General features: G+C 60.8%; 21 protein-coding genes. 5 read left to right on the top strand and 16 right to left on the bottom strand.

The features are described 5' to 3' along the window. Nucleotides 1–32 precede the first annotated feature (32 nt). Both recR and EXW71_RS07880 read left to right on the top strand, forming a co-directional pair. On the top strand, nt 33–635 hold the full coding sequence (recR, locus tag EXW71_RS07885) for a recombination mediator RecR (protein ID WP_015885312.1): 603 nt from the start codon (nt 33–35) through the stop codon (nt 633–635). Nucleotides 636–739: 104 nt separating this feature from the next. Further along, nucleotides 740–1,888 carry an acyl-CoA dehydrogenase family protein gene (locus tag EXW71_RS07880; RefSeq protein WP_134656971.1) on the top strand — a complete coding sequence of 383 codons (1,149 nt, stop codon included), beginning with the start codon at nt 740–742 and terminating at the stop codon, nt 1,886–1,888. On the opposite strand, the gene EXW71_RS07875 is transcribed toward EXW71_RS07880, so the two are convergent. Beyond that, on the bottom strand, nt 1,889–2,437 hold the full coding sequence (locus tag EXW71_RS07875) for an adenine phosphoribosyltransferase (RefSeq protein ID WP_090369375.1): 549 nt from the start codon (nt 2,435–2,437) through the stop codon (nt 1,889–1,891). An 81-nt stretch (nt 2,438–2,518) separates the two neighbouring features. Then, on the bottom strand, nt 2,519–3,253 hold the full coding sequence (fnr, locus tag EXW71_RS07870; protein WP_123715457.1) for a fumarate/nitrate reduction transcriptional regulator Fnr: 735 nt from the start codon (nt 3,251–3,253) through the stop codon (nt 2,519–2,521). A 154-nt stretch (nt 3,254–3,407) separates the two neighbouring features. Here fnr and EXW71_RS07865 point away from each other — a divergent pair, with 154 nt between their 5' ends. Further along, complete coding sequence (locus EXW71_RS07865) at nt 3,408–3,890, top strand: hypothetical protein (RefSeq protein WP_123715458.1); 483 nt, start codon at nt 3,408–3,410, stop codon at nt 3,888–3,890. Between the two features lie 6 nt (nt 3,891–3,896). Here EXW71_RS07865 and hemN read toward each other — a convergent pair whose 3' ends face one another. The 6 genes from hemN to ccoG form a co-directional block, all read right to left on the bottom strand. Then, on the bottom strand, nt 3,897–5,279 hold the full coding sequence (gene hemN / locus EXW71_RS07860) for an oxygen-independent coproporphyrinogen III oxidase (RefSeq protein WP_134656970.1): 1,383 nt from the start codon (nt 5,277–5,279) through the stop codon (nt 3,897–3,899). 103 nt (nt 5,280–5,382) lie between these two features. After that, complete coding sequence (locus EXW71_RS07855; RefSeq protein WP_134657872.1) at nt 5,383–6,066, bottom strand: sulfite exporter TauE/SafE family protein; 684 nt, start codon at nt 6,064–6,066, stop codon at nt 5,383–5,385. Next, entirely contained in the window at nt 6,059–6,274 is a 216-nt protein-coding gene (ccoS, locus tag EXW71_RS07850; protein ID WP_123715461.1) for a cbb3-type cytochrome oxidase assembly protein CcoS, read from the bottom strand. Before ccoS ends, EXW71_RS07855 begins: the two co-directional genes overlap by 8 nt. A 42-nt stretch (nt 6,275–6,316) precedes the next feature. After that, nucleotides 6,317–8,746, bottom strand: coding sequence for a heavy metal translocating P-type ATPase (locus EXW71_RS07845; protein WP_134656969.1), 2,430 nt, complete (start codon nt 8,744–8,746; stop codon nt 6,317–6,319). 25 nt (nt 8,747–8,771) lie between these two features. Next, nucleotides 8,772–9,305, bottom strand: a complete 534-nt coding sequence (locus EXW71_RS07840) for a FixH family protein (protein WP_123715462.1) — start codon at nt 9,303–9,305, stop codon at nt 8,772–8,774. Between the two features lie 31 nt (nt 9,306–9,336). Next, a complete protein-coding gene (ccoG, locus tag EXW71_RS07835) occupies nt 9,337–10,752 on the bottom strand; it encodes a cytochrome c oxidase accessory protein CcoG (RefSeq protein WP_134656968.1) in 1,416 nt (471 codons plus the stop codon). Between the two features lie 325 nt (nt 10,753–11,077). On the opposite strand from ccoG, the gene EXW71_RS07830 reads away from it, so the two are divergent. Both EXW71_RS07830 and EXW71_RS07825 read left to right on the top strand, forming a co-directional pair. Further along, nucleotides 11,078–11,470, top strand: coding sequence for a hypothetical protein (locus tag EXW71_RS07830; protein ID WP_134656967.1), 393 nt, complete (start codon nt 11,078–11,080; stop codon nt 11,468–11,470). Between the two features lie 158 nt (nt 11,471–11,628). Beyond that, complete coding sequence (locus EXW71_RS07825) at nt 11,629–12,066, top strand: hypothetical protein (RefSeq protein ID WP_134656966.1); 438 nt, start codon at nt 11,629–11,631, stop codon at nt 12,064–12,066. Nucleotides 12,067–12,128: 62 nt separating this feature from the next. On the opposite strand, the gene ccoP (EXW71_RS07820) is transcribed toward EXW71_RS07825, so the two are convergent. The 8 genes from ccoP (EXW71_RS07820) to ccoN (EXW71_RS07785) all read right to left on the bottom strand — a co-directional run bounded on the left by ccoP (EXW71_RS07820) (nt 12,129) and on the right by ccoN (EXW71_RS07785) (nt 19,057). Continuing rightward, nucleotides 12,129–13,106, bottom strand: a complete 978-nt coding sequence (gene ccoP, locus EXW71_RS07820; protein WP_134656965.1) for a cytochrome-c oxidase, cbb3-type subunit III — start codon at nt 13,104–13,106, stop codon at nt 12,129–12,131. After that, entirely contained in the window at nt 13,103–13,288 is a 186-nt protein-coding gene (locus EXW71_RS07815; protein ID WP_032831505.1) for a CcoQ/FixQ family Cbb3-type cytochrome c oxidase assembly chaperone, read from the bottom strand. The genes ccoP (EXW71_RS07820) and EXW71_RS07815 overlap by 4 nt, the downstream gene beginning before the upstream one ends. A 5-nt stretch (nt 13,289–13,293) precedes the next feature. Continuing rightward, nucleotides 13,294–13,902, bottom strand: coding sequence for a cytochrome-c oxidase, cbb3-type subunit II (ccoO, locus tag EXW71_RS07810; protein ID WP_003193167.1), 609 nt, complete (start codon nt 13,900–13,902; stop codon nt 13,294–13,296). Beyond that, nucleotides 13,902–15,344, bottom strand: coding sequence for a cytochrome-c oxidase, cbb3-type subunit I (ccoN, locus tag EXW71_RS07805; protein ID WP_134656964.1), 1,443 nt, complete (start codon nt 15,342–15,344; stop codon nt 13,902–13,904). Before ccoN (EXW71_RS07805) ends, ccoO (EXW71_RS07810) begins: the two co-directional genes overlap by 1 nt. A gap of 512 nt (nt 15,345–15,856) precedes the next feature. Next, a complete protein-coding gene (ccoP, locus tag EXW71_RS07800) occupies nt 15,857–16,804 on the bottom strand; it encodes a cytochrome-c oxidase, cbb3-type subunit III (protein ID WP_134656963.1) in 948 nt (315 codons plus the stop codon). Then, nucleotides 16,801–17,001, bottom strand: a complete 201-nt coding sequence (locus EXW71_RS07795) for a cbb3-type cytochrome c oxidase subunit 3 (protein ID WP_071483007.1) — start codon at nt 16,999–17,001, stop codon at nt 16,801–16,803. Before EXW71_RS07795 ends, ccoP (EXW71_RS07800) begins: the two co-directional genes overlap by 4 nt. A gap of 3 nt (nt 17,002–17,004) precedes the next feature. After that, entirely contained in the window at nt 17,005–17,613 is a 609-nt protein-coding gene (ccoO, locus tag EXW71_RS07790) for a cytochrome-c oxidase, cbb3-type subunit II (protein ID WP_134656962.1), read from the bottom strand. Nucleotides 17,614–17,623: 10 nt separating this feature from the next. Continuing rightward, nucleotides 17,624–19,057 carry a cytochrome-c oxidase, cbb3-type subunit I gene (ccoN, locus tag EXW71_RS07785; RefSeq protein WP_123715469.1) on the bottom strand — a complete coding sequence of 478 codons (1,434 nt, stop codon included), beginning with the start codon at nt 19,055–19,057 and terminating at the stop codon, nt 17,624–17,626. Nucleotides 19,058–19,085 lie beyond the last annotated feature (28 nt).

The raw sequence follows: 19,085 nt of genomic DNA, 5'->3' as shown, positions 1-19,085 counted from the left end.
CGCGTCTCGTTGTTTTGTCGGACCCATTGCCCATGAGCTTCAGCCCCCTGATTCGTCAACTGATCGACGCCCTGCGTACTTTGCCGGGCGTCGGTCAGAAAACCGCCCAACGCATGGCGCTGCAATTGCTGGAGCGTGATCGCAGCGGCGGCACCCGGTTGGCCCAGGCCCTGAGCCAGGCCATGACCGGAGTGGGTCACTGTCGCCAGTGCCGCACCCTCACCGAGGAAGAACTCTGCCCGCAATGCGCCGACCCACGTCGTGACGACACACTGCTGTGCGTGGTGGAAGGGCCGATGGATGTGTACGCGGTGGAGCAGACCGGTTATCGCGGGCGCTACTTCGTGCTCAAGGGACACTTGTCGCCGCTGGACGGCCTGGGGCCGGAAGCCATCGGTATTCCGCAACTGGTGGCACGGATTGAAGAGCAGGGCACTTTTACTGAAGTGATCCTGGCCACCAACCCTACGGTGGAAGGTGAAGCCACGGCGCACTACATCGCCCAGCTGTTGACCAATAAAGGCCTGATCACTTCGCGTATTGCCCATGGCGTGCCGTTGGGGGGCGAGTTGGAGTTGGTGGATGGCGGCACCCTGGCCCACTCATTCGCCGGACGTAAGCCGATCGCGCTCTAAAAATCACAGCGCTTTGGTTGTGTAGGGTTGGCAGCGTTTGCATTTGGGTTGATAACCAAGCAAGCGCTTGGTAAGTTCGCTCCACCTCACCGTGGAGTTTGCCGATGTCTGCCTATCAGGACTACTTCGATCCCAGCCACCAATTGGTCCGCGATAGCGTGCGCCGTTTTGTCGAGCGCGAGCTATTGCCGGGCGTCGATCAATGGGAAGAGACCGAGAGCTTTCCCCGTGAGCTGTACCTCAAGGCAGGCGCCGCAGGGATTCTGGGCATCGGTTATCCCGAAGCGCTTGGTGGTAGCCATGAGGGCGACCTGTTCGCCAAGGTGGCTGCCAGTGAGGAACTGATGCGCTGCGGGTCTGGCGGTGTGGTGGCGGGCTTGGGTTCGCTGGATATCGGCTTGCCACCCGTCGTCAAATGGGCAAGGTCCGAGGTGCGCGACCGTGTGGTACCGCCGGTGTTGGCCGGTGAAAAGATCATCGCCTTGGCCGTGACCGAGCCGAGCGGCGGCTCTGATGTGGCCAATCTGCAAACCCGTGCGGTCCGTGAGGGCGAACATTACCGCGTCAGTGGTAGCAAAACCTTCATCACCAGTGGCATCTGCGCCGACTTCTACACGGTGGCCGTACGCACCGGCGGGCCGGGCTTTGGCGGCATCAGCCTGTTGCTCATCGAAAAAGGCACCCCGGGTTTCACGGTCGGTCAGCCCCTGAAGAAAATGGGCTGGTGGGCGTCGGATACGGCTGAGTTGTTCTTCGACGATTGCCGGGTGCCCGTGGGCAACCTGATCGGCGCCGAAAATATGGGGTTCGCCTGCATCATGGGCAACTTCCAGAGCGAGCGCCTGGCCCTGGCGCTGATGGCCAACATGACCGCGCAACTGGCGCTCGAGGAAAGCCTCAAATGGGCCACCCAGCGCGAAGCATTCGGCAAGCCCATCGGCAAGTTTCAGGTGCTCAAGCACCGGTTGGCGGAAATGGCCACTGCAGTGGAAGTGTCCCGGGAGTTCACCTATCGCCAGGCGGCAAAGATGGCCGCCGGCAAGAGCGTGATCAAGGAGATTTCCATGGCCAAGAACCTCGCCACCGACACGGCTGACCGCGTCACTTATGACGCCGTGCAGATCCTCGGTGGCCAGGGCTATATGCGTGGCAGCCTGGTGGAGCGGCTGTACCGCGACAACCGCATCCTTTCCATCGGTGGGGGGACGCGCGAAGTGATGAATGAAATCATCAGCAAGCAGATGGGGCTTTGATCACCGCTCGGTCAATGCAAACTGGGTCAGGCAAAACGTTGGAATTCCCATATCTTCCAGACGCTGTGAACCACCCAGCTCCGGAAGATCGATGATCGCCGCAGCTTCGAAGATTTTCGCGCCCATTCGACGCACCAGGTTGGCGGCCGCGATCAGGGTGCCACCGGTAGCGATCAGGTCATCGAACATCAGCACTGAATCGCCTTCGCACAAACTGTCGGCGTGCACTTCCAGGAAGGCTTCGCCGTACTCGGTCTGATAACCCTCGGCCAGCACGTCGGCAGGCAGTTTGCCTTGCTTGCGGAACAGGATCAGCGGCTTGTTCAACTGGTAGGCGATGATCGAGCCGATCAGAAAGCCCCGGGCATCCATCGCGCCGATATGGGTGAAGTCGGCCTCCACGTAGCGATGGGCAAAGCTGTCGGCTACCAGGCGCAGGGCGCGGGGCGATTGGAACAGCGGGGTGATGTCACGAAAGATCACCCCAGGCTTGGGGAAATCGATGACAGGGCGGATCAGGGATTTGATGTCGAACGAATCGAAGGTCATCGTCGAAGAGTCCTGGGAGCGGAAAACGGACTCGAAGTATACCTGCGGCCTTGCCGAATGGCGCGGCCGCAGGTGGCTGGATCAACTGTCCAGCGACCCCCCGGCCAGCGAGCACAGCTGGATCGGGTCAAGGATATGCACTTCCTTGCCTTCGGCGGCGATCAGCTCGTTCTGCTGGAAGCGGGTAAACACCCGGGAAACGGTTTCCACCGCCAGGCCCAGGTAGTTGCCGATTTCGTTGCGCGACATGCTCAGTCGGAACTGGTTGGCCGAGAAGCCACGGGCACGGAAGCGTGCCGACAGGTTGACCAGGAATGTAGCGATGCGCTCGTCGGCGGTTTTTTTCGACAGCAACAGCATCATCTGTTGATCGTCGCGAATCTCGCGGCTCATCACGCGCATCAATTGGCGGCGCAGCTGCGGCAGTTGCAGGGCCAATTCATCCAGGCGCTCGAAGGGGATTTCGCACACCGACGTAGTCTCAAGAGCCTGGGCCGACACCGGGTGAATCTCGGTGTCCATGCCGGACAACCCGACCAACTCGCTGGGCAGGTGGAAACCGGTGATTTGTTCTTCGCCGCTGTCGCTCAGGCTGAATGTTTTCAAGGCGCCCGAACGTACTGCATAGACGGAGTCAAACTTGTCTCCCTGGCGAAACAGGAACTCGCCCTTTTTCAGCGGCCGGCCGCGTTTAACGATGTCGTCCAGCGCATCCATGTCTTCCAGATTCAATGAAAGTGGCAGGCAGAGGGGGGCTAGGCTGCAATCCTTGCAATGAGCCTGGCTGTGAGCGCGCAGTTTAACTGGCTCGGACATTTCTTAAATCCTTGTGGGAAATCACACATAAGACGTAAGGGTAACGCACCGAGGGTAGATCAGGCCAGCATGTACAAAAAAGCAGCAGTGATATAAAGCTCTCTGTATCGATGCCGATACATGGATGTATTCCCTATGAGCTGGAGCTCAGATCATGTCAGTCAGCACCCTCCAGAGCCCGACGATCAACGTACCGGTTGTTGCGATCTTGAAACCTTCTGATGTCGTAAAGGAAAAGGACAAGGACAACGACGCCACCCAGACTGCATCGTCAGTGCCGCCCAAAGCCACTGAAGGCGTCAAAGTGACCATTTCCGGTGCAGGCATGGGCGCTTCCAAAGCCGATGGCGAGAACAGCGATATCGACAACAGTAACCTGAGCGATAACGTCAAGCAGTTGCTGAAAATGATCCGTGAACTCAAAAAGCAACTGGCCGAAAAAATGGCCGAACTGGCAGCGGTCATGGCCGACACCTCTATGACGCCCGAGGCACGCATGGCCAAGTTGGCTAACCTGCAGAGCGCTGTGTCGGCATTGCAGGCCAGCTTTACCACCGCTCAAAACGCTTTGGCCAAAGCGCTGAAAGACGCGCCACCAGCGTCTCAATTGGAAGCCATGAGCCTGGCTTCGCGATAACTGCGCTCAGATCACCCGTGAAAATCGTTGCCTGTTCTGGTGCTCCAGATAGGCATCGAACACCATGCACACCGAGCGCACCAGCAAGCGCCCGGCCGGTAGTACGCGGATGCCCTGTGCGTCCAGTTCGATCAGACCGTCTGCCGCCATTGTCTGCAGCTGTGGCCACAAGTCGTCGAAATAGCCTCGGAAATCAATGTTGAACGCCTGTTCGATCTGCTCGAATCCCAGGCTGAAATTGCAGATCAACTGCTGAATCACCTCCCGCCGTAACCGATCGTCCGTGGTGCACACCAAGCCACGGCTGGTAGCCAATTGCGCACCGGCCAGAGCGTTCTGGTACTGGTTGAGATCGCTGCTGTTCTGGCAATACAGGTCGCCGATCTGGCTGATCGCCGAGACACCCAGCCCGATCAAGTCGCAATGGCCGTGGGTGGTATAGCCCTGGAAATTGCGCTGCAACGTGCCTTCTTCCTGAGCGATAGCCAATTCGTCATCCGGCAGGGCGAAGTGGTCCATGCCGATGTAACGGTAGCCGGCTTGGGTCAACTGCTCGATGGTGGTTTGCAGCATCAGCAGTTTTGCCGCCGGGGACGGCAGATCCTCGGTGTGGATTCGCCGCTGCGGCATGAAGCGCTCTGGCAGGTGCGCATAGTTGAATACCGACAGGCGATCCGGTTGCAGGCTGATCACTTCTTCCACTGTGCGCGCGAAGTTCAACGGCGTTTGCTTGGGCAAGCCGTAGATCAAATCGATGTTGATCGAGCGAAACTGCAAGGTGCGCGCTGCGTCGATCACCGCGCGGGTTTCTTCCAGGCTTTGCAGGCGGTTGACCGCCCGTTGCACCTCGGGGTCGAGGTCTTGCAGGCCGATGCTCACGCGGTTGAAACCCAGTTCACGCAACAGGCCCATGGTGGCCCAATCGGCTTCGCGGGGGTCGATCTCGATGCCGTAGTCGCCGGAGTCGTCACCGAGCAAATTGAAGTGCTGGCGCAGGTGTGTCATCACCTGGCGCAGTTCGTCGTGGCTGAGAAAGGTCGGGGTGCCGCCGCCGAGGTGCAATTGTTCCACCGGTTGCTTCGGATCAAGGTGACAGGCCACCAGTTGGATTTCCTGCTCCAGGCGTTGCAGGTAGGCTTGGGCGCGGCCGCGGTCCTTGGTGATCACCTTGTTACACGCGCAGTAATAACAAATGTTCGCGCAGAACGGCACGTGCACATACAGCGACAAAGGCCGCACGGCTTTGCGGCTGTCGCGCAGGGCGTGCAGCAGGTCGAAGGTGCCGACCTGGCTGTCGAATTGCACGGCGGTGGGATAGGACGTGTAGCGTGGCCCCGCCAAGTCGTAGCGGTGAATCAGATCTGTGTCCCAACGAATGGCGTCGAGCATGCGGGCGGTCCCCCGGATAGGCTAGTGGGCCGAGTCTAGGGGTGCGCCGCTGGTGGCATCTTGATTTGCATCAACAGGGAGCGGCGCTATGCCACATGGCCTTTTAATGACCCATTAGCCAGTGCTGATGCGGGCCGGGTAACGTCCAGATGCCAAACACCATCACCCATACGCCGCCGGCCACGCGCACGCTGCGTTTGCGCAGCAAGGCGGTGACGCGTTCGGCTGCCAGGCCGGTCGCCAGCAGTACCGGCCAGGTGCCTAGGCCAAACGCCAGCATCAGCAGCGCACTGTCCAGCGCATTACCCTGGCTCGCCGCCCACAGCAGGGTGCTGTAGACCAACCCACAGGGCAACCAGCCCCAGAGTGCGCCCAGCAGTAACGCGCGGGGCAGGCTGGAGACCGGCAGCAAACGGGTGGCGACGGGCTGGATGTAGCGCCACAGGCCGCGACCGAGGCGTTCGATACGGGTCAGGCCGCTCCACCAGCCGGCCAGGTACAGGCCCATGCTGATCAGCAGCAGCCCGGCGAGAACGCGCATGAACATCGCCGCCGGGCTGTTGGCCACCGCCCAGCCGGCGAGGCCGATCAACAGTCCGGCCGTTGCGTAGCTGAGGATGCGCCCCAGGTTGTAGGCCAGCAGCAGGCGGAACCTGCGGCCACGTTGCTCCTTGGGGATCGCCAGGGTCAGCGCGCCCATCAGCCCGCCGCACATGCCCAGGCAATGGCCGCCGCCGAGCACGCCGAGGATCAGCGCCGAGACTGCCAGGGGGGCCAGTTCAAGCATCATGGGGTGGGGCTTTGGGCGGTTGCTCCGGGCCGTTCGCTTCGTCGACGGCGGCCAGGTGATTCGGGTCCTGATCGTCAAACAGCACGCTGTGGGCGGGGCCGTCGAGGTCTTCGTACTGGCCGCTGTCCACGGCCCAGAAGAAGATGTAAATGGCTACGCCCACTAATAGCAGCGCCGCCGGGATCATCACGTATAGAGCTGGCATCTGCACTCCATGCCCGCACGCCTCAAACCGGCAGCGGGCGGGTTACCAAAGGGCGCCGGCGGACTGCGCACTCGGCAGGCGAGTCAGGCGCAGAGCATTGAGCACCACGGTCAACGAACTGAGGGACATGCCGATCGCGGCCCAGATCGGGGTGATCCAACCCAGGGCGGCAAACGGAAGCATAAGGCCATTGTACAGCCCGGCCCACAGCAGGTTCTCAATGATTACCCGACGGGTGCGCCGCGCCAGGGTAAAGGCTTGCACCAGAGCGTCAAGACGATTGGACAGCAGCACCGCGTCGGCGCTGGTTTTCGCCAGGTCCGTGGCCGAACCCATGGCCACGCTGATATCGGCGGCGGCAAGCACCGGCACATCGTTGACGCCATCGCCCAGCATCAGCACTTTACGGCCTTCCTGGTGCAAGCGTTGCAGCACCAGCAGCTTGTCATCCGGGCGCAGGCCGCCGTGGGCTTCGTCAATGCCCAGGTCAGCGGCGACGCTGGCGACCATTGGCGAACTGTCGCCGGACAGCAACAGCGTGCGCCAGCCACGGGCCTTGCACGCAGCCAGCAGTGACGGCGCATCGCTGCGCAAGCGGTCATCCAGCACAAACCAGGCAAGGGCGCCGTGGCTGTCGCCCAGCAGCAGCCATTGCCCGGCTTCATCCGGCGAGTCGGGCGGCAGGCAGCCACTCAGTTCACAGACAAAGGCGGGTTGGCCGATGCGCAACCGGCGTTCCCCCACGCGGCCCTCCAGCCCGAGTCCTGGCGCGCTGAGCACTTCTTCAGCGGCCTGCGGCGCGCGCCCGAAGGCACGGGCTATGGGGTGTTCGGAGCGGTTTTCCAGGGCGGCGGCGAGGCTCAGGCAGTCATCGCTGTTCAGCGTGCCCAGAGGGCGAATGGCACGTAATGCCAGGCGGCCTTCCGTGAGGGTGCCGGTCTTGTCGAAAATCACCGTGTCAATCTGGTTCAAACCTTCCAGTACATGGCCGCGGGTCAGCAACAGCCCGAGTTTGTGCAGGGTGCCGGTGGCGGCGGTGAGGGCGGTCGGGGTAGCCAGGGACAGCGCGCACGGGCAGGTCGCCACCAACATCGCCAGGACGATCCAGAACGCCCGGGAGGGCTCCAGTTGCCACCAGACCAGGCCGATCAGCAGGGCGGCGATCAGCGAGCACAACAGGAACCACTGCGCCGCGCGGTCGGCGATTTGCGCCAGGCGGGGTTTCTCGGCCTGGGCGCGCTCCAGCAGACGCACGATGGCGGACAGACGGGTCTCGTGGCCCAAGGCGCGCACCTCGACGGTCAGTGCACCTTCGACGTTAAGCGTGCCGGCGGTGACGGTGTCGCCGGTAAAGCGCGTTTGCGGCAGGTATTCGCCGGTCAGCAGCGACTCATCGATGCTGGATTGACCGTCGAGAATCACTCCGTCTGCAGGCAGTACGGCGCCTGGCTGCACAAGCACCCGGTCACCCAGTGCCAACTCGCTGAGCAGGATACGCTCGCTCTGACCGTCGTTTTTCAAGCGCAGGCACGAGGCGGGCAACAGGTTGACCAACTGCGCGGTGGCGGCGGCGGTACGCTCGCGAGCGCGGCGCTCCAGGTAGCGACCGGCCAACAGGAACAGCGCGAACATGCCTACCGCATCGAAATACAGTTCGCCGGTACCGGTAATCGCCGTCCAGATGCCCGCCAGGTAGGCACCGCCAATCGCCAGGGACACCGACACATCCATGGTCAGGTGACGTGTACGCAAATCGCGCAGGGCGCCCTTGAAAAACGGCGCGCAGCTGTAGAAGACGATAGGGGTTGTGAGAAACATCGCCACCCAGCGCAGGATCACATGCAGTTCCGGGCTCAAGTCGATATTGAATTCCGGCCAGGTCGCCATGGTTGCCATCATCGACTGGAACCATAACAAGCCTGCTACGCCCAACTGGCGCAGGGCCAGGCGGTTCTCGCTGGCCAATTGTTCGGCCGCGCGGTCCGCCTGGTAGGGGTGGGCGGCATAGCCGATATGGCGCAGCTCACTGAGCAACTGACTCAACGGCAACTGCGCATCGGCCCAGCGTACCTGCAAGCGATGGTTGGACAGGTTCAGCCGCGCCTCGGCCACGGCGGGCAGGCTGCGCAGGTGTTTTTCGATCAGCCAGCCACACGCGGCGCAACTGATGCCTTCCATCAACAAGGTGGCTTCCGCCAGTTCGCCCTCGTGGCGTACAAAGGGTTTTTGCACGTCGGCGCGGTCATACAGCGCCAATTCGTCGACTAATTGCACCGGCAGCGCCTCGGGGTTGGCCGAGGCCTCGCTGCGGTGTTGGTAGTAGCTTTCCAGCCCACCGGCGACGATGGCTTCGGCCACCGCCTGGCAGCCCGGGCAGCACAGTTCCCGGCGTTCACCGAGGATTTTGGCGGTAAACCGGCTGCCGGCCGGGACGGGCAGGGCGCAGTGGTAACAGGGGATGGGGCTGGTCATGGCGGGTTCCGCTGACATCAAGGTGTCACTGGTCTTCAGCACCTTGCAGCGGCTCGTCACCCAGCAGCAAGTCCTTGTCGTGTCTGACCTGCTCTTCTTCGAACATGCGCCAGGTCTTGTCGCCTTCTACGCCGAGCAATTCCACGAAGCGCCGGCCGTCGACCTTGTCCGTCACCTGGCCGATGTAGCGGCCGGGTTCGCTGTCGCTACGGGTCAGGATGATCTTGCGATCCTTCTCAGGCTGGGTCGGCGAAATCAGGTTCAGTTCCAGGGTGTTCGGGTTGCTGTTGCCGGTCAGGCGCAGGTCGACTTCGCCGGTCAACTCGTCCAGGTGCACCGACGCGCGCAGTTGCAGGGTTTGGGCCAGCTGTTCGCGATCCAGCGAACGGTTGATGCCTTTGCCGGCCTCGTAATAGTTGTCGTTGACCAGGTTGTCGGGGTTGTTCACCGCGATAGTCACCATGGATAGGGTCAAGGTCACCGAGCAGGCCAGGATGCCAATGATGATCCAGGGCCAGAGGTGCTTGTACCAAGGGCTTGCGGCAGTTGCTGCGGGCATTGTGGCGCTCTCTTTCAACGGTTTTTTTTGTTTATCGGACCTGGGGGCCAATGAATCGGCTCTTGGCTTCAACGTGAACGCTGTCGTCGTCGGCATCCTTGAGGATGAATGTCACCTCGTTGGTGCTCGAGGGCAGTTGCTCGGGGGCGCTGGACAGTTCCACCGGCATGCTGAAGATATCCCCGGCGGCGACTTTGATCTCGCGGCGGCCCTGCAGCTTGAGGTCCGGCAGGCCGGCTGTGTCGAGCACATAGGTGTGGTCGCGCTGGTCCTTGTTCATGATCTTCAGGCTGTAGACGTTTTCGATGCGGCCTTCGGCGTTTTCGCGATAGAGCACGCGGTCTTTGCTGACATCAAAGCCCACCAGCGAACGCATGAAAAAGGCCGTGACCAGCAGGCTGATCATCGCCAGCAGCACCAGCGCGTAGCCGATCAACCGTGGGCGCAGCTTGTGAGTCTTCTGCCCGGACAGGTTGTGCTCGGTGGTGTAGCTGATCAGGCCACGTGGGTATTCCATCTTGTCCATGATGTTGTCGCAGGCGTCGATACAGGCGGCGCAACCGATGCATTCGATCTGCAGGCCGTCGCGGATATCGATCCCGGTAGGGCACACCTGCACGCACATCGTGCAGTCGATGCAATCGCCCAGGCCCTGAGCCTTGTAGTCGGTGCCTTTTTTACGCGGTCCACGGACTTCGCCACGGCGTGGGTCGTAGGAGACGATCAGGGTGTCTTTGTCGAACATCACGCTCTGGAAGCGAGCGTAAGGACACATGTAGATGCACACCTGTTCGCGCAGCCAGCCGGCATTGCCATAGGTGGCGAGGGTGAAGAAACCCACCCAGAAATACGACCAGCCATCGGCCTGGCCGGTGAAGAAGTCGAACACCAATTCGCGTATCGGCGAGAAGTAGCCGACAAACGTCATGCCGGTAACGAAGCCGATCAACAGCCACAGGCTGTGCTTGCTGAATTTACGCAGGAATTTGTTGGCGCCCATGGGCGCTTTATCGAGTTTGATGCGTTGGTTGCGGTCGCCTTCGGTGACCTTTTCGCACCACATGAAGATCCAGGTCCACACACTTTGCGGGCAGGTATAACCGCACCACACGCGACCGGCGTACACCGTGATAAAAAACAGGCCGAACGCCGCCACGATCAAGATGCCCGAGAGCAGGATGAAATCCTGGGGCCAGAACGTTGCGCCGAAAATGAAGAACTTGCGCTCCGGCAAGTTCCACCACACCGCCTGATGCCCGCCCCAGTTCAACCACACCGTGCCGAAATACAGCAGGAACAGACCGGCACCGCCGAGCATGCGCAAATTGCGAAACAGCCCTGTGAAGGCGCGGGTATAGATTTTCTCTCGCGAGGCGTAGAGATCGACAGTGCTGCTGGCGTTTTTGGCAGGCGGGGTAACGTCGTGTACCGGTATCTGGTTGCTCATCATTGCATCCCACGGCGGTAGAGATTGCCTCGGCCAGTACGTGCCAACCGGGGTCAAGAATAGGCTTTTGCAGTGGCGTAATGATACGCCTGTGGCCCTGTGCAAAGGGTGCGACCTTTGGTCGCGTTGGGGGAAATCAATTGATGGTGTACGTGACCTGGGTCAATTGACTTTTGAAGTATGGACGGTTTTTGCGTTTTAGCGGTCATTCGTCTCCTCGCGTTGGATTGTGTTTCGCTGTTTTGCTGGAGGGAACCGGTGGCTACGGTGCGGTACTCACTGAGGTTCCCTCCCCAAGGAGGGGCTATTACTCAAGGAAGACGACATGCGAATTGAAAGACCTGTTGTACCTGCACCGATGCGTAACCAACCCGGCCAACGGTCGGTGGACATCATGCCGGATTGGGTGAACCGCCCATACCGTCCGAGCACCAGCGATGTGCATTTGATCCAGGAGATGCTCTTCAACTTTGGCGCGTTGGAGGATCGCAATCAAAGAGGGCTGATCACGCTCGACTCCCTGATGGATTTTGCCTACCCGGCGGCTGGGCGACGTATGCGCGATTTCGCCCTGCGGAACGTAGTGCGGGATTTTCTGCAGCGTGATGAACTCAGGGCGCTGGCCGATCAAGGGTGGAATGACGGGCCGAATGATAAGTACGAAGTGAAAAACCTGCTGACGGTGCTGGAGATTTATAGTTTGCCGAATCCCAAATAATGTTGCGTTGGGAAGGCGTTAATTATCTATTTGAATGTGCTTGTAATGTAATCGGTCAAGTATGTTTCGTTGTTTGTTTATCAGGAACTGAGTGTCGTGACATGGCACTCATTGGGAAGCCCGCCAAGTGACGGGTGTTCCATCAAGGAGAAGATGCGATGCAAATTGGAAACAGTGGTTTGAATCCACATGTAGGTGTTCGACTGCCTGCGCCTGTCGGCCCTGGGTTTGGGTTTTACCGGCCCAGCCTGGCGGACAGAAAACTGATCGAGGCGATGATCAAGCATTTTTCGGCCTTGGAAGACCCTGGCGACAAAGGGTATATCACCCTGGAGTCGCTGAAGCACATCGCCTACCCACGGGCCGGCCGCCGAGACGTTCCGCCTGCACTCCAGCAAATCGCCCGAGACTTCCTGAACCACGACGTTCTCAGGGTATTGGCTGATCGAGACCCATATCGGCGGTTGGATGATAAGTACGACCGGGAAAACCTCAACATTGTGCTTAAGCAAGCACACGGTCCGACTGTACCTTTGCCGCGCCCGTATCCGGGGCCCAACACTCCGGGGCAGGGAAACTACATCGTGCCTGCTTGACCAAGGTGCCGTATAAAAGCCCCGCGCAGCGTGACTGCGTGGGGCTTTTTCATACGGCTGGCTTATTCCGCGCCTGCCTCTTTATCCCCATGGGACAAGCTGTAAACATACGCCGCCAACAAGTGCACCTTGTCATTGCCTTGCAGCAACTCCTGCGCTGGCATCTGGCCCTGGCGGCCATAACGGATGGTCTGCTGCAGTTGGGCGAAGCTTGAGCCGTAGATGAATGCGCCCGGGTGAGTCAGGTCGGGTGCGCCCATCGCTGGGGTGCCTTTACCGGCAGGACCATGGCAGGCCACGCAGTTGGCAGCGAAAAGTTTCGCGCCGTTGGCCACGTCGGCCTTGGCACCTTCGGGCAACTTGCGGCCGTCGAGGTTGGTCACCACAAAGCCTGCCACGTCGGCCACGCCTTGTTCGCCGATGACTTCGGCCCAGGCCGGCATCACCGCATGGCGGCCTTTCATGATGGTTTCCTTGATGGTGGCCGGTTCGCCCCCCCAGCGCCAGTCGGCGTCGGTCAGGTTGGGAAAGCCGTAGGCGCCCTTGGCGTCGGAACCGTGGCACACCGAGCAGTTGGAGGCAAACAGTCGGCCCCCCATCTTCAAGGCCTGCGGATCCTTGGCCACTTCTTCAATCGGCATCGCGGCGAACTTGGCGAAGATCGGCCCGAACTTGGCGTCCGACTTGGCCATTTCCTTTTCCCATTCGTGCACGCCGGTCCAGCCGGTCTGGCCGTTGGCGAACGGGGTTTGCTTGTCAGTGTCGAGGTAGTTGTAGCCCGGCAGCAGGCCCTTCCAATTGCCCAGGCCAGGGTAGAGCGCGAGGTAGCCGAGGGCGAAGACGATGGTGCCGACAAACAACATGAACCACCATTTCGGCAGCGGGTTGTCATATTCCTCGATGCCGTCGAACGAGTGGCCGACCGTCTCGTCGGTCTGCTCGGCGCGCTGGCCCCGGCGGGTGGACAGCAGCAGCCAGGTCAGGGCGAAGATGGTACCCAGACTGAGGACTGTGACGTACAGACTCCAGAACGTAGTCATTCTTTGTTACTCCTAGAAGCTTGCTCGACGTGCTTGATGGCTTCGGGATCATCCGCAAAGGGCAGCAAGGTCGCGTCTTCAAACTCCGACTTGCGCTTGGGGCTGAACACCCACAACGCCAGGCCGACAAAGGCCACCATCACCACAACGGTGCCCAGGCCACGAATCATCCCGATATCCATGAAGATCACCGTTTGCTTTTGATGATGGTGCCAAGGCCTTGCAGGTAGGCCACCAATGCGTCCATTTCGGTCTTGCCCTTCACGGCGGCGGCGGCACCGGCGATGTCTTCATCGGTGTAGGGCACGCCCAGGGTGCGCAAGACTTCCATCTTCTTCGCGGTGTCCTTGCCGTCGAGCTTGTTTTCCACGAGGAACGGATACGCCGGCATTTTCGACTCAGGCACCACGTTGCGCGGGTTGTACAAATGCGCGCGCTGCCAGTCATCGGAGTAACGACCGCCGACACGGGCCAGGTCCGGGCCGGTACGCTTGGAACCCCACAGGAACGGGTGGTCCCATACGCTTTCGCCGGCGACCGAGTAATGGCCGTAGCGTTCGGTTTCGGCACGGAACGGACGGATCATCTGCGAGTGGCAGCCGACACAACCGTTGGCGATGTAGACGTCGCGGCCTTCCAGTTCAAGGGCGGTGCGCGGCTTCATGCCTTCGACCGGCTTGTTGGTCACGTCCTGGAAGAACAGCGGAACGATCTGGGTCAGGCCGCCGATGCTCACGGCGATGACCATGAAGAAGGCCAGCAGGCCGATATTCTTCTCGACTACTTCGTGCTTCATCAGTGGGCTCCCACAACGGCGATCTTGGCGGCGGCTTCGGCTTCTGCAGGGTCGGCGGCACGCACGGTGCGCCAGACGTTGTAGGCCATGAGGAACATGCCGCTGGCAAAGAACGCTCCGCCCAGGGCGCGGACGATGTAGCCCGGATGACTGGCTTGCAACGCTTCGACGAAGGAGTAGGTGAGGGTGCCGTCATCGTTGATCGCACGCCACATCAAGCCCTGGGTAATACCGTTGACCCACATTGAGGCGATGTAGAGCACGGTGCCGATGGTGGCCAGCCAGAAGTGCGCATTGATCAGCCCGACGCTGTGCATCTGCGCACGGCCGAACAGTTTGGGGATCATGTGGTAAAGCGCGCCGATGGAGATCATCGCAACCCAGCCCAGGGCGCCGGCGTGTACGTGGCCGATAGTCCAGTCGGTGTAGTGGGACAGCGAGTTGACGGTCTTGATGGCCATCATCGGACCTTCGAAGGTCGACATGCCGTAGAACGCCAGGGAGACCACGAGGAAGCGCAGGATCGGGTCGGTGCGCAATTTATGCCAGGCGCCCGACAGGGTCATCATGCCGTTGATCATACCGCCCCAGCTGGGGGCCAGCAGGATGATCGACATCGCCATACCCAGCGACTGCGCCCAGTCCGGCAGCGCGGTGTAGTGCAGGTGGTGAGGACCGGCCCAGATGTACAGGGTGATCAGTGCCCAGAAGTGCACGATGGACAGGCGATAGGAGTAGATCGGCCGTTCGGCCTGCTTGGGCACGAAGTAGTACATCATCCCCAGGAAGCCGGTGGTGAGGAAGAAGCCCACGGCATTGTGGCCGTACCACCACTGGATCATCGCGTCCGTCGCCCCGGCGTAGGCCGAGTAGGATTTGAACCAGCTCACCGGCAAGGAGGCGTGGTTGACGATGTGCAGCATCGCCGTCACCAGGATGAACGCGCCGTAGAACCAGTTACCCACATAGATGTGCTTGGTCTTGCGCTTGACGATGGTGCCGAAAAACACCACGGCGTAGGTCACCCACACAATCGCGAGCAAAATGGCGATCGGCCATTCCAGCTCGGCGTATTCCTTGGTGGTGGTGTAGCCCAGGGGCAGGGTGATGATGGCGCCGAGGATCACGGCTTGCCAGCCCCAGAAGGTGAATGCGGCGAGGCCGTCGGAGATCAGTCGCGTCTGGCAGGTTCGCTGCACGACATAGTAGGAGGTGGCAAACAATGCACATCCGCCGAAGGCGAAAATCACCAGATTGGTGTGCAGCGGGCGCAGACGGCCGAAGGTCGTCCATGGCAAGCCGAAATTCAATTGCGGCCAAACCAGTTGCGAGGCGATGAACACCCCGAGCCCCATGCCAAGGATCCCCCAGACCACCGTCATGATGGCGAACTGGCGGACTACCTTATAGTTATAAGCAGTCGGACTGATTGCTGTGCTCATTCTAAGGTTCCACGGTTTAGGTTTTTTTATAGGTAAAATCGGCCGCAAGTATGTAGAAAGCGAGGGGTCATTGCAACGCAATGACTGACCTGTATCAATGCGTTCCACGCCAGATTCTGCGCCCTTTCCATGTTTTGCGTAAGGACAAAATCCGAATTGGAAAGCTGATCGAGTGGACAAGAAAATTTCAGGGTCGCGACGGTACCCGTTGCGTACGCCAGGATCAGTCCGCTGTGCAAGCAAGCGTAGACCCGAATGGCAGGAGGGGAAAGTTGGTGTGTGGAAGGGTGTGACACTTGGTCGCGTGGCTTGGTCAAGAATGACGATGAACCTGTGACGAGGGAAGTTGCTGTTGTTGTTGTTGTTGTTGTTGTTGTTGTGGCGAGGGAGCTTGCTCCCGCTGGGCTGCGAAGCAGCTCCAAAAAAGCCGGCTCCCGCTTCGCTGTCGCACGGGAGCAAGCTCCCTCGCCACAGGTAAATCTGCCGCCCCAGGCCGAGGCGGCAGTCAGGGGTTACTCCGTTTGGCCGTTTGGCGTTGCGCCATCAGCGGTGTGGGACAAGCTATACACATAGGCTGCCAGCAGATGCACCTTGTCATTACCTTGCAATACGTCCTGTGCCGGCATCTGGCCTTGGCGGCCGTGGCGGATGGTCTGCTGCAGTTGCGCCAGGCTGGTGCCGTAGATAAACCCGGCGGGCTCGGTCAGGTTCGGCGCGCCCATGGCTTCCATGCCGTGGCCTTGCGGGCCGTGGCAAGCCACGCACGTGGTGTTGAATGCCGCTTGGCCGGCGGCCAGGTCGGCAGTGCTGTCGGCCGGCAATGGCAGCTTGGCCAAGTCGTGACGCACATAGGCGGCGACGTTTTTCACACCGTCTTCGCCCAATATCTCACCCCAGGCCGGCATCGCCGCGTGGCGACCGTTCAGGATCGTGGTCTTGATCGCCTCGGCTGAACCGCCCCAGCGCCAGATGTTGTCCGCCAGGTTCGGGAAGCCATAGGCGCCCTTGGCATCCGAGCCGTGGCACACCGCGCAGTTGGATGCGAACAGGCGGCCGCCCATTTTCAGCGCTTGCGGGTCTTTGGCGACCTCTTCCACGGGCATCGCCGCGAATTTGGCGAAGATCGGCCCGAACTTGGTGTCAGCCTTGGCTATCTCCTTGTCCCATTCCTTGGCTGACGTCCAGCCGTCTTCATAGCCTGGCAAAACGCCTTTCCAGTTGCCCAGGCCCGGGTAGAGGATCAGGTAGCCGACGGCAAACACCAGGGTGCCGGCGAACAGCATGAACCACCACTGGGGCAGCGGGTTGTCGTATTCCTCGATGCCATCGAAAGCGTGGCCCATCGTCTGGTCGACACTGCCCTTGGTCTCGCCCTTGCGGGTGCCGATCAACAGCCAGGTCAGGCCGATCAGGCTGCCGAGGGTCAGTACGCAGATCCATGTACTCCAAAAGGTGGTCATGGCCGAGTGCTCCTTGTTGCAGGCTCTTCTTGAGCGTCGGATGGAGAAGGTTCATCGGCGAACGGCAGCAGGCGTGCCTGCTCGAATTCCGCATTGCGCCGGTTGTTGAACACCCACAGCGACAAGCCGATAAAGGCGATGGCGACCACCAGTGTGCCGAGGCCGCGGATGGTGCCCGCATCGAATTCAAATCCCATGGCTCACCTCTTGCTCTTGATGGCAGTGCCGAGCACCTGCAGGTACGAAACCAGCGCGTCCATCTCGGTCTTGCCCTTGAGGCTCGCGACGGCGCCACTGATGTCGTCGTCGGTGTACGGCACGCCGAGGGTGCGCATCACTTTCAACTTGGTTTCGGTGTGGCTGCTGTCCACGGGGGCGGTGACCAGCCACGGGTAGGCCGGCATTTTCGACTCCGGCACCACGTTGCGCGGGTTGTACAGATGCGCGCGGTGCCAGTCGTCCGAGTAGCGCGCACCGACGCGGGCCAGGTCCGGCCCGGTGCGTTTGGAGCCCCACAGGAACGGATGGTCCCACACGCTCTCACCGGCCACCGAGTAGTGACCGTAGCGCTCGGTCTCGGCGCGGAACGGGCGGATCATCTGCGAGTGGCACTGTACGCAGCCTTCGCGGATGTAGATGTCGCGGCCTTCCAGTTGCAGCGCGGTATAGGGCTTCATGCCTTCGACCGGCTTGTTGGTCACGTCCTGGAAGAACAGCGGGACGATCTGGGTCAGGCCGCCGATGCTCACGGCGAACACCATCAGCAGCATCAGCAGGCCGACGTTCTTTTCAATCGTTTCGTGTTTCATCACTGACTCCTCAGGCCATCTGCGCGGCGGTGGCAGGTTCGGCGGCTTCGACAGCGGGCGCCGAACGCACGGTGCGCCATGTGTTGTAAGCCATCAGCAACATGCCGCTGAGGAACACCGCACCGCCTACCAGCCGCACGATGAAGCCAGGGTGGCTGGCCACCAGGGTCTCGACGAAGGAGTAGGTCAAGGTGCCGTCTTCGTTGACTGCACGCCACATCAGGCCCTGGGCGATGCCGTTGACCCACATCGAGGCGATGTAGAGCACGGTGCCGATGGTGGCCAGCCAGAAGTGCGCATTGATCAGGCCGAGGCTGTACATCTGCTCGCGGCCGAAGACTTTCGGGATCATGTGGTACAACGCGCCGATGGAGATCATTGCCACCCAACCGAGGGCGCCGGCGTGTACGTGGCCGATGGTCCAGTCGGTGTAGTGGGAGAGGGCGTTGACGGTCTTGATGGCCATCATCGGACCTTCGAAGGTCGACATGCCGTAGAACGCCAGGGAGACCACCAGGAAGCGCAGAATCGGGTCGCTGCGCAACTTATGCCAGGCACCCGAGAGGGTCATCATGCCGTTGATCATGCCGCCCCAGCTCGGTGCCAGCAGCACCAGCGACATCACCATGCCCAGGGACTGCGCCCAGTCCGGCAGCGCGGTGTAGTGCAGGTGGTGAGGGCCGGCCCAGATATACAGGGTGATCAGTGCCCAGAAGTGCACGATGGACAAGCGATAGGAGTACACCGGGCGTTCGGCCTGCTTGGGGACGAAGTAGTACATCATCCCGAGGAAACCCGCGGTCAGGAAAAAGCCCACCGCGTTATGCCCATACCACCATTGCACCATGGCATCTGTCGCGCCGCCGTAGGCCGAGTAGGACTTGGTCCAGCTCACCGGCAGCGAGGCATGGTTGACGATGTGCAGGATGGCCACGGTGATGATGAATGCGCCGAAGAACCAGTTGCCGACGTAGATGTGCTTGGTCTTGCGCTTCATCACCGTGCCGAAGAACACGACGCCGTAGGCGACCCAGACGATGGCGATCAAAATGGCGATCGGCCATTCCAGTTCGGCGTATTCCTTGGAGGTGGTGTAGCCCAGCGGCAGGCTGATGGCTGCCAGCACAATCACCAGTTGCCAGCCCCAGAAGCAGAACGCGGCGATTTTCGGTGCGAACAGCTGCGTCTGGCAGGTGCGTTGTACCGAGTAAAAGGAGCTGGCGAACAGTGCGCAGCCGCCGAAGGCGAAGATCACCGCGTTGGTGTGCAGTGGGCGCAAGCGACCGAAGCTGGTCCAGGGCAAATCGAAGTTGAGTGCAGGCCAGACCAATTGGGCGGCGAGAAAAACCCCGAGCCCCATGCCGACGATGCCCCACACCACCGTCATAATGGCGAATTGGCGGACCACCTTGTAGTTATAGGCGGTACTTAAAGTAGTGTTCATGGTTCCCCATCCACGGTTCAACCCAAGC

Origin of the sequence: Pseudomonas sp. BCA17 (assembly GCF_004519405.1) — a bacterium.
Classification (GTDB): domain Bacteria; phylum Pseudomonadota; class Gammaproteobacteria; order Pseudomonadales; family Pseudomonadaceae; genus Aquipseudomonas.
The sequence above is the reverse complement of the archived record's forward strand: the minus strand, read 5'-3'. Positions and strand labels throughout refer to the sequence as shown.

Bases quoted from the DNA above. Each gene is read 5' to 3' on its own strand.
- EXW71_RS07825 (WP_134656966.1), top strand. From the start codon at position 11,629: ATGCAAATTGGAAACAGTGGTTTGAATCCACATGTAGGTGTTCGACTG.
- EXW71_RS07865 (WP_123715458.1), top strand. From the start codon at position 3,408: ATGTCAGTCAGCACCCTCCAGAGCCCGACGATCAACGTACCGGTTGTT.
- ccoN (WP_134656964.1), bottom strand. From the start codon at position 15,344: ATGAGCACAGCAATCAGTCCGACTGCTTATAACTATAAGGTAGTCCGC.
- ccoP (WP_134656965.1), bottom strand. From the start codon at position 13,106: ATGACTACGTTCTGGAGTCTGTACGTCACAGTCCTCAGTCTGGGTACC.
- ccoN (WP_123715469.1), bottom strand. From the start codon at position 19,057: ATGAACACTACTTTAAGTACCGCCTATAACTACAAGGTGGTCCGCCAA.
- fnr (WP_123715457.1), bottom strand. From the start codon at position 3,253: ATGTCCGAGCCAGTTAAACTGCGCGCTCACAGCCAGGCTCATTGCAAG.
- EXW71_RS07855 (WP_134657872.1), bottom strand. From the start codon at position 6,066: ATGCTTGAACTGGCCCCCCTGGCAGTCTCGGCGCTGATCCTCGGCGTG.
- ccoG (WP_134656968.1), bottom strand. From the start codon at position 10,752: ATGAGCAACCAGATACCGGTACACGACGTTACCCCGCCTGCCAAAAAC.
- hemN (WP_134656970.1), bottom strand. From the start codon at position 5,279: ATGCTCGACGCCATTCGTTGGGACACAGATCTGATTCACCGCTACGAC.
- ccoP (WP_134656963.1), bottom strand. From the start codon at position 16,804: ATGACCACCTTTTGGAGTACATGGATCTGCGTACTGACCCTCGGCAGC.
- recR (WP_015885312.1), top strand. From the start codon at position 33: ATGAGCTTCAGCCCCCTGATTCGTCAACTGATCGACGCCCTGCGTACT.
- EXW71_RS07845 (WP_134656969.1), bottom strand. From the start codon at position 8,746: ATGACCAGCCCCATCCCCTGTTACCACTGCGCCCTGCCCGTCCCGGCC.
- ccoS (WP_123715461.1), bottom strand. From the start codon at position 6,274: ATGCCAGCTCTATACGTGATGATCCCGGCGGCGCTGCTATTAGTGGGC.
- EXW71_RS07840 (WP_123715462.1), bottom strand. From the start codon at position 9,305: ATGCCCGCAGCAACTGCCGCAAGCCCTTGGTACAAGCACCTCTGGCCC.
- EXW71_RS07880 (WP_134656971.1), top strand. From the start codon at position 740: ATGTCTGCCTATCAGGACTACTTCGATCCCAGCCACCAATTGGTCCGC.
- EXW71_RS07875 (WP_090369375.1), bottom strand. From the start codon at position 2,437: ATGACCTTCGATTCGTTCGACATCAAATCCCTGATCCGCCCTGTCATC.
- ccoO (WP_003193167.1), bottom strand. From the start codon at position 13,902: ATGAAGCACGAAGTAGTCGAGAAGAATATCGGCCTGCTGGCCTTCTTC.
- ccoO (WP_134656962.1), bottom strand. From the start codon at position 17,613: ATGAAACACGAAACGATTGAAAAGAACGTCGGCCTGCTGATGCTGCTG.
- EXW71_RS07815 (WP_032831505.1), bottom strand. From the start codon at position 13,288: ATGGATATCGGGATGATTCGTGGCCTGGGCACCGTTGTGGTGATGGTG.
- EXW71_RS07795 (WP_071483007.1), bottom strand. From the start codon at position 17,001: ATGGGATTTGAATTCGATGCGGGCACCATCCGCGGCCTCGGCACACTG.
- EXW71_RS07830 (WP_134656967.1), top strand. From the start codon at position 11,078: ATGCGAATTGAAAGACCTGTTGTACCTGCACCGATGCGTAACCAACCC.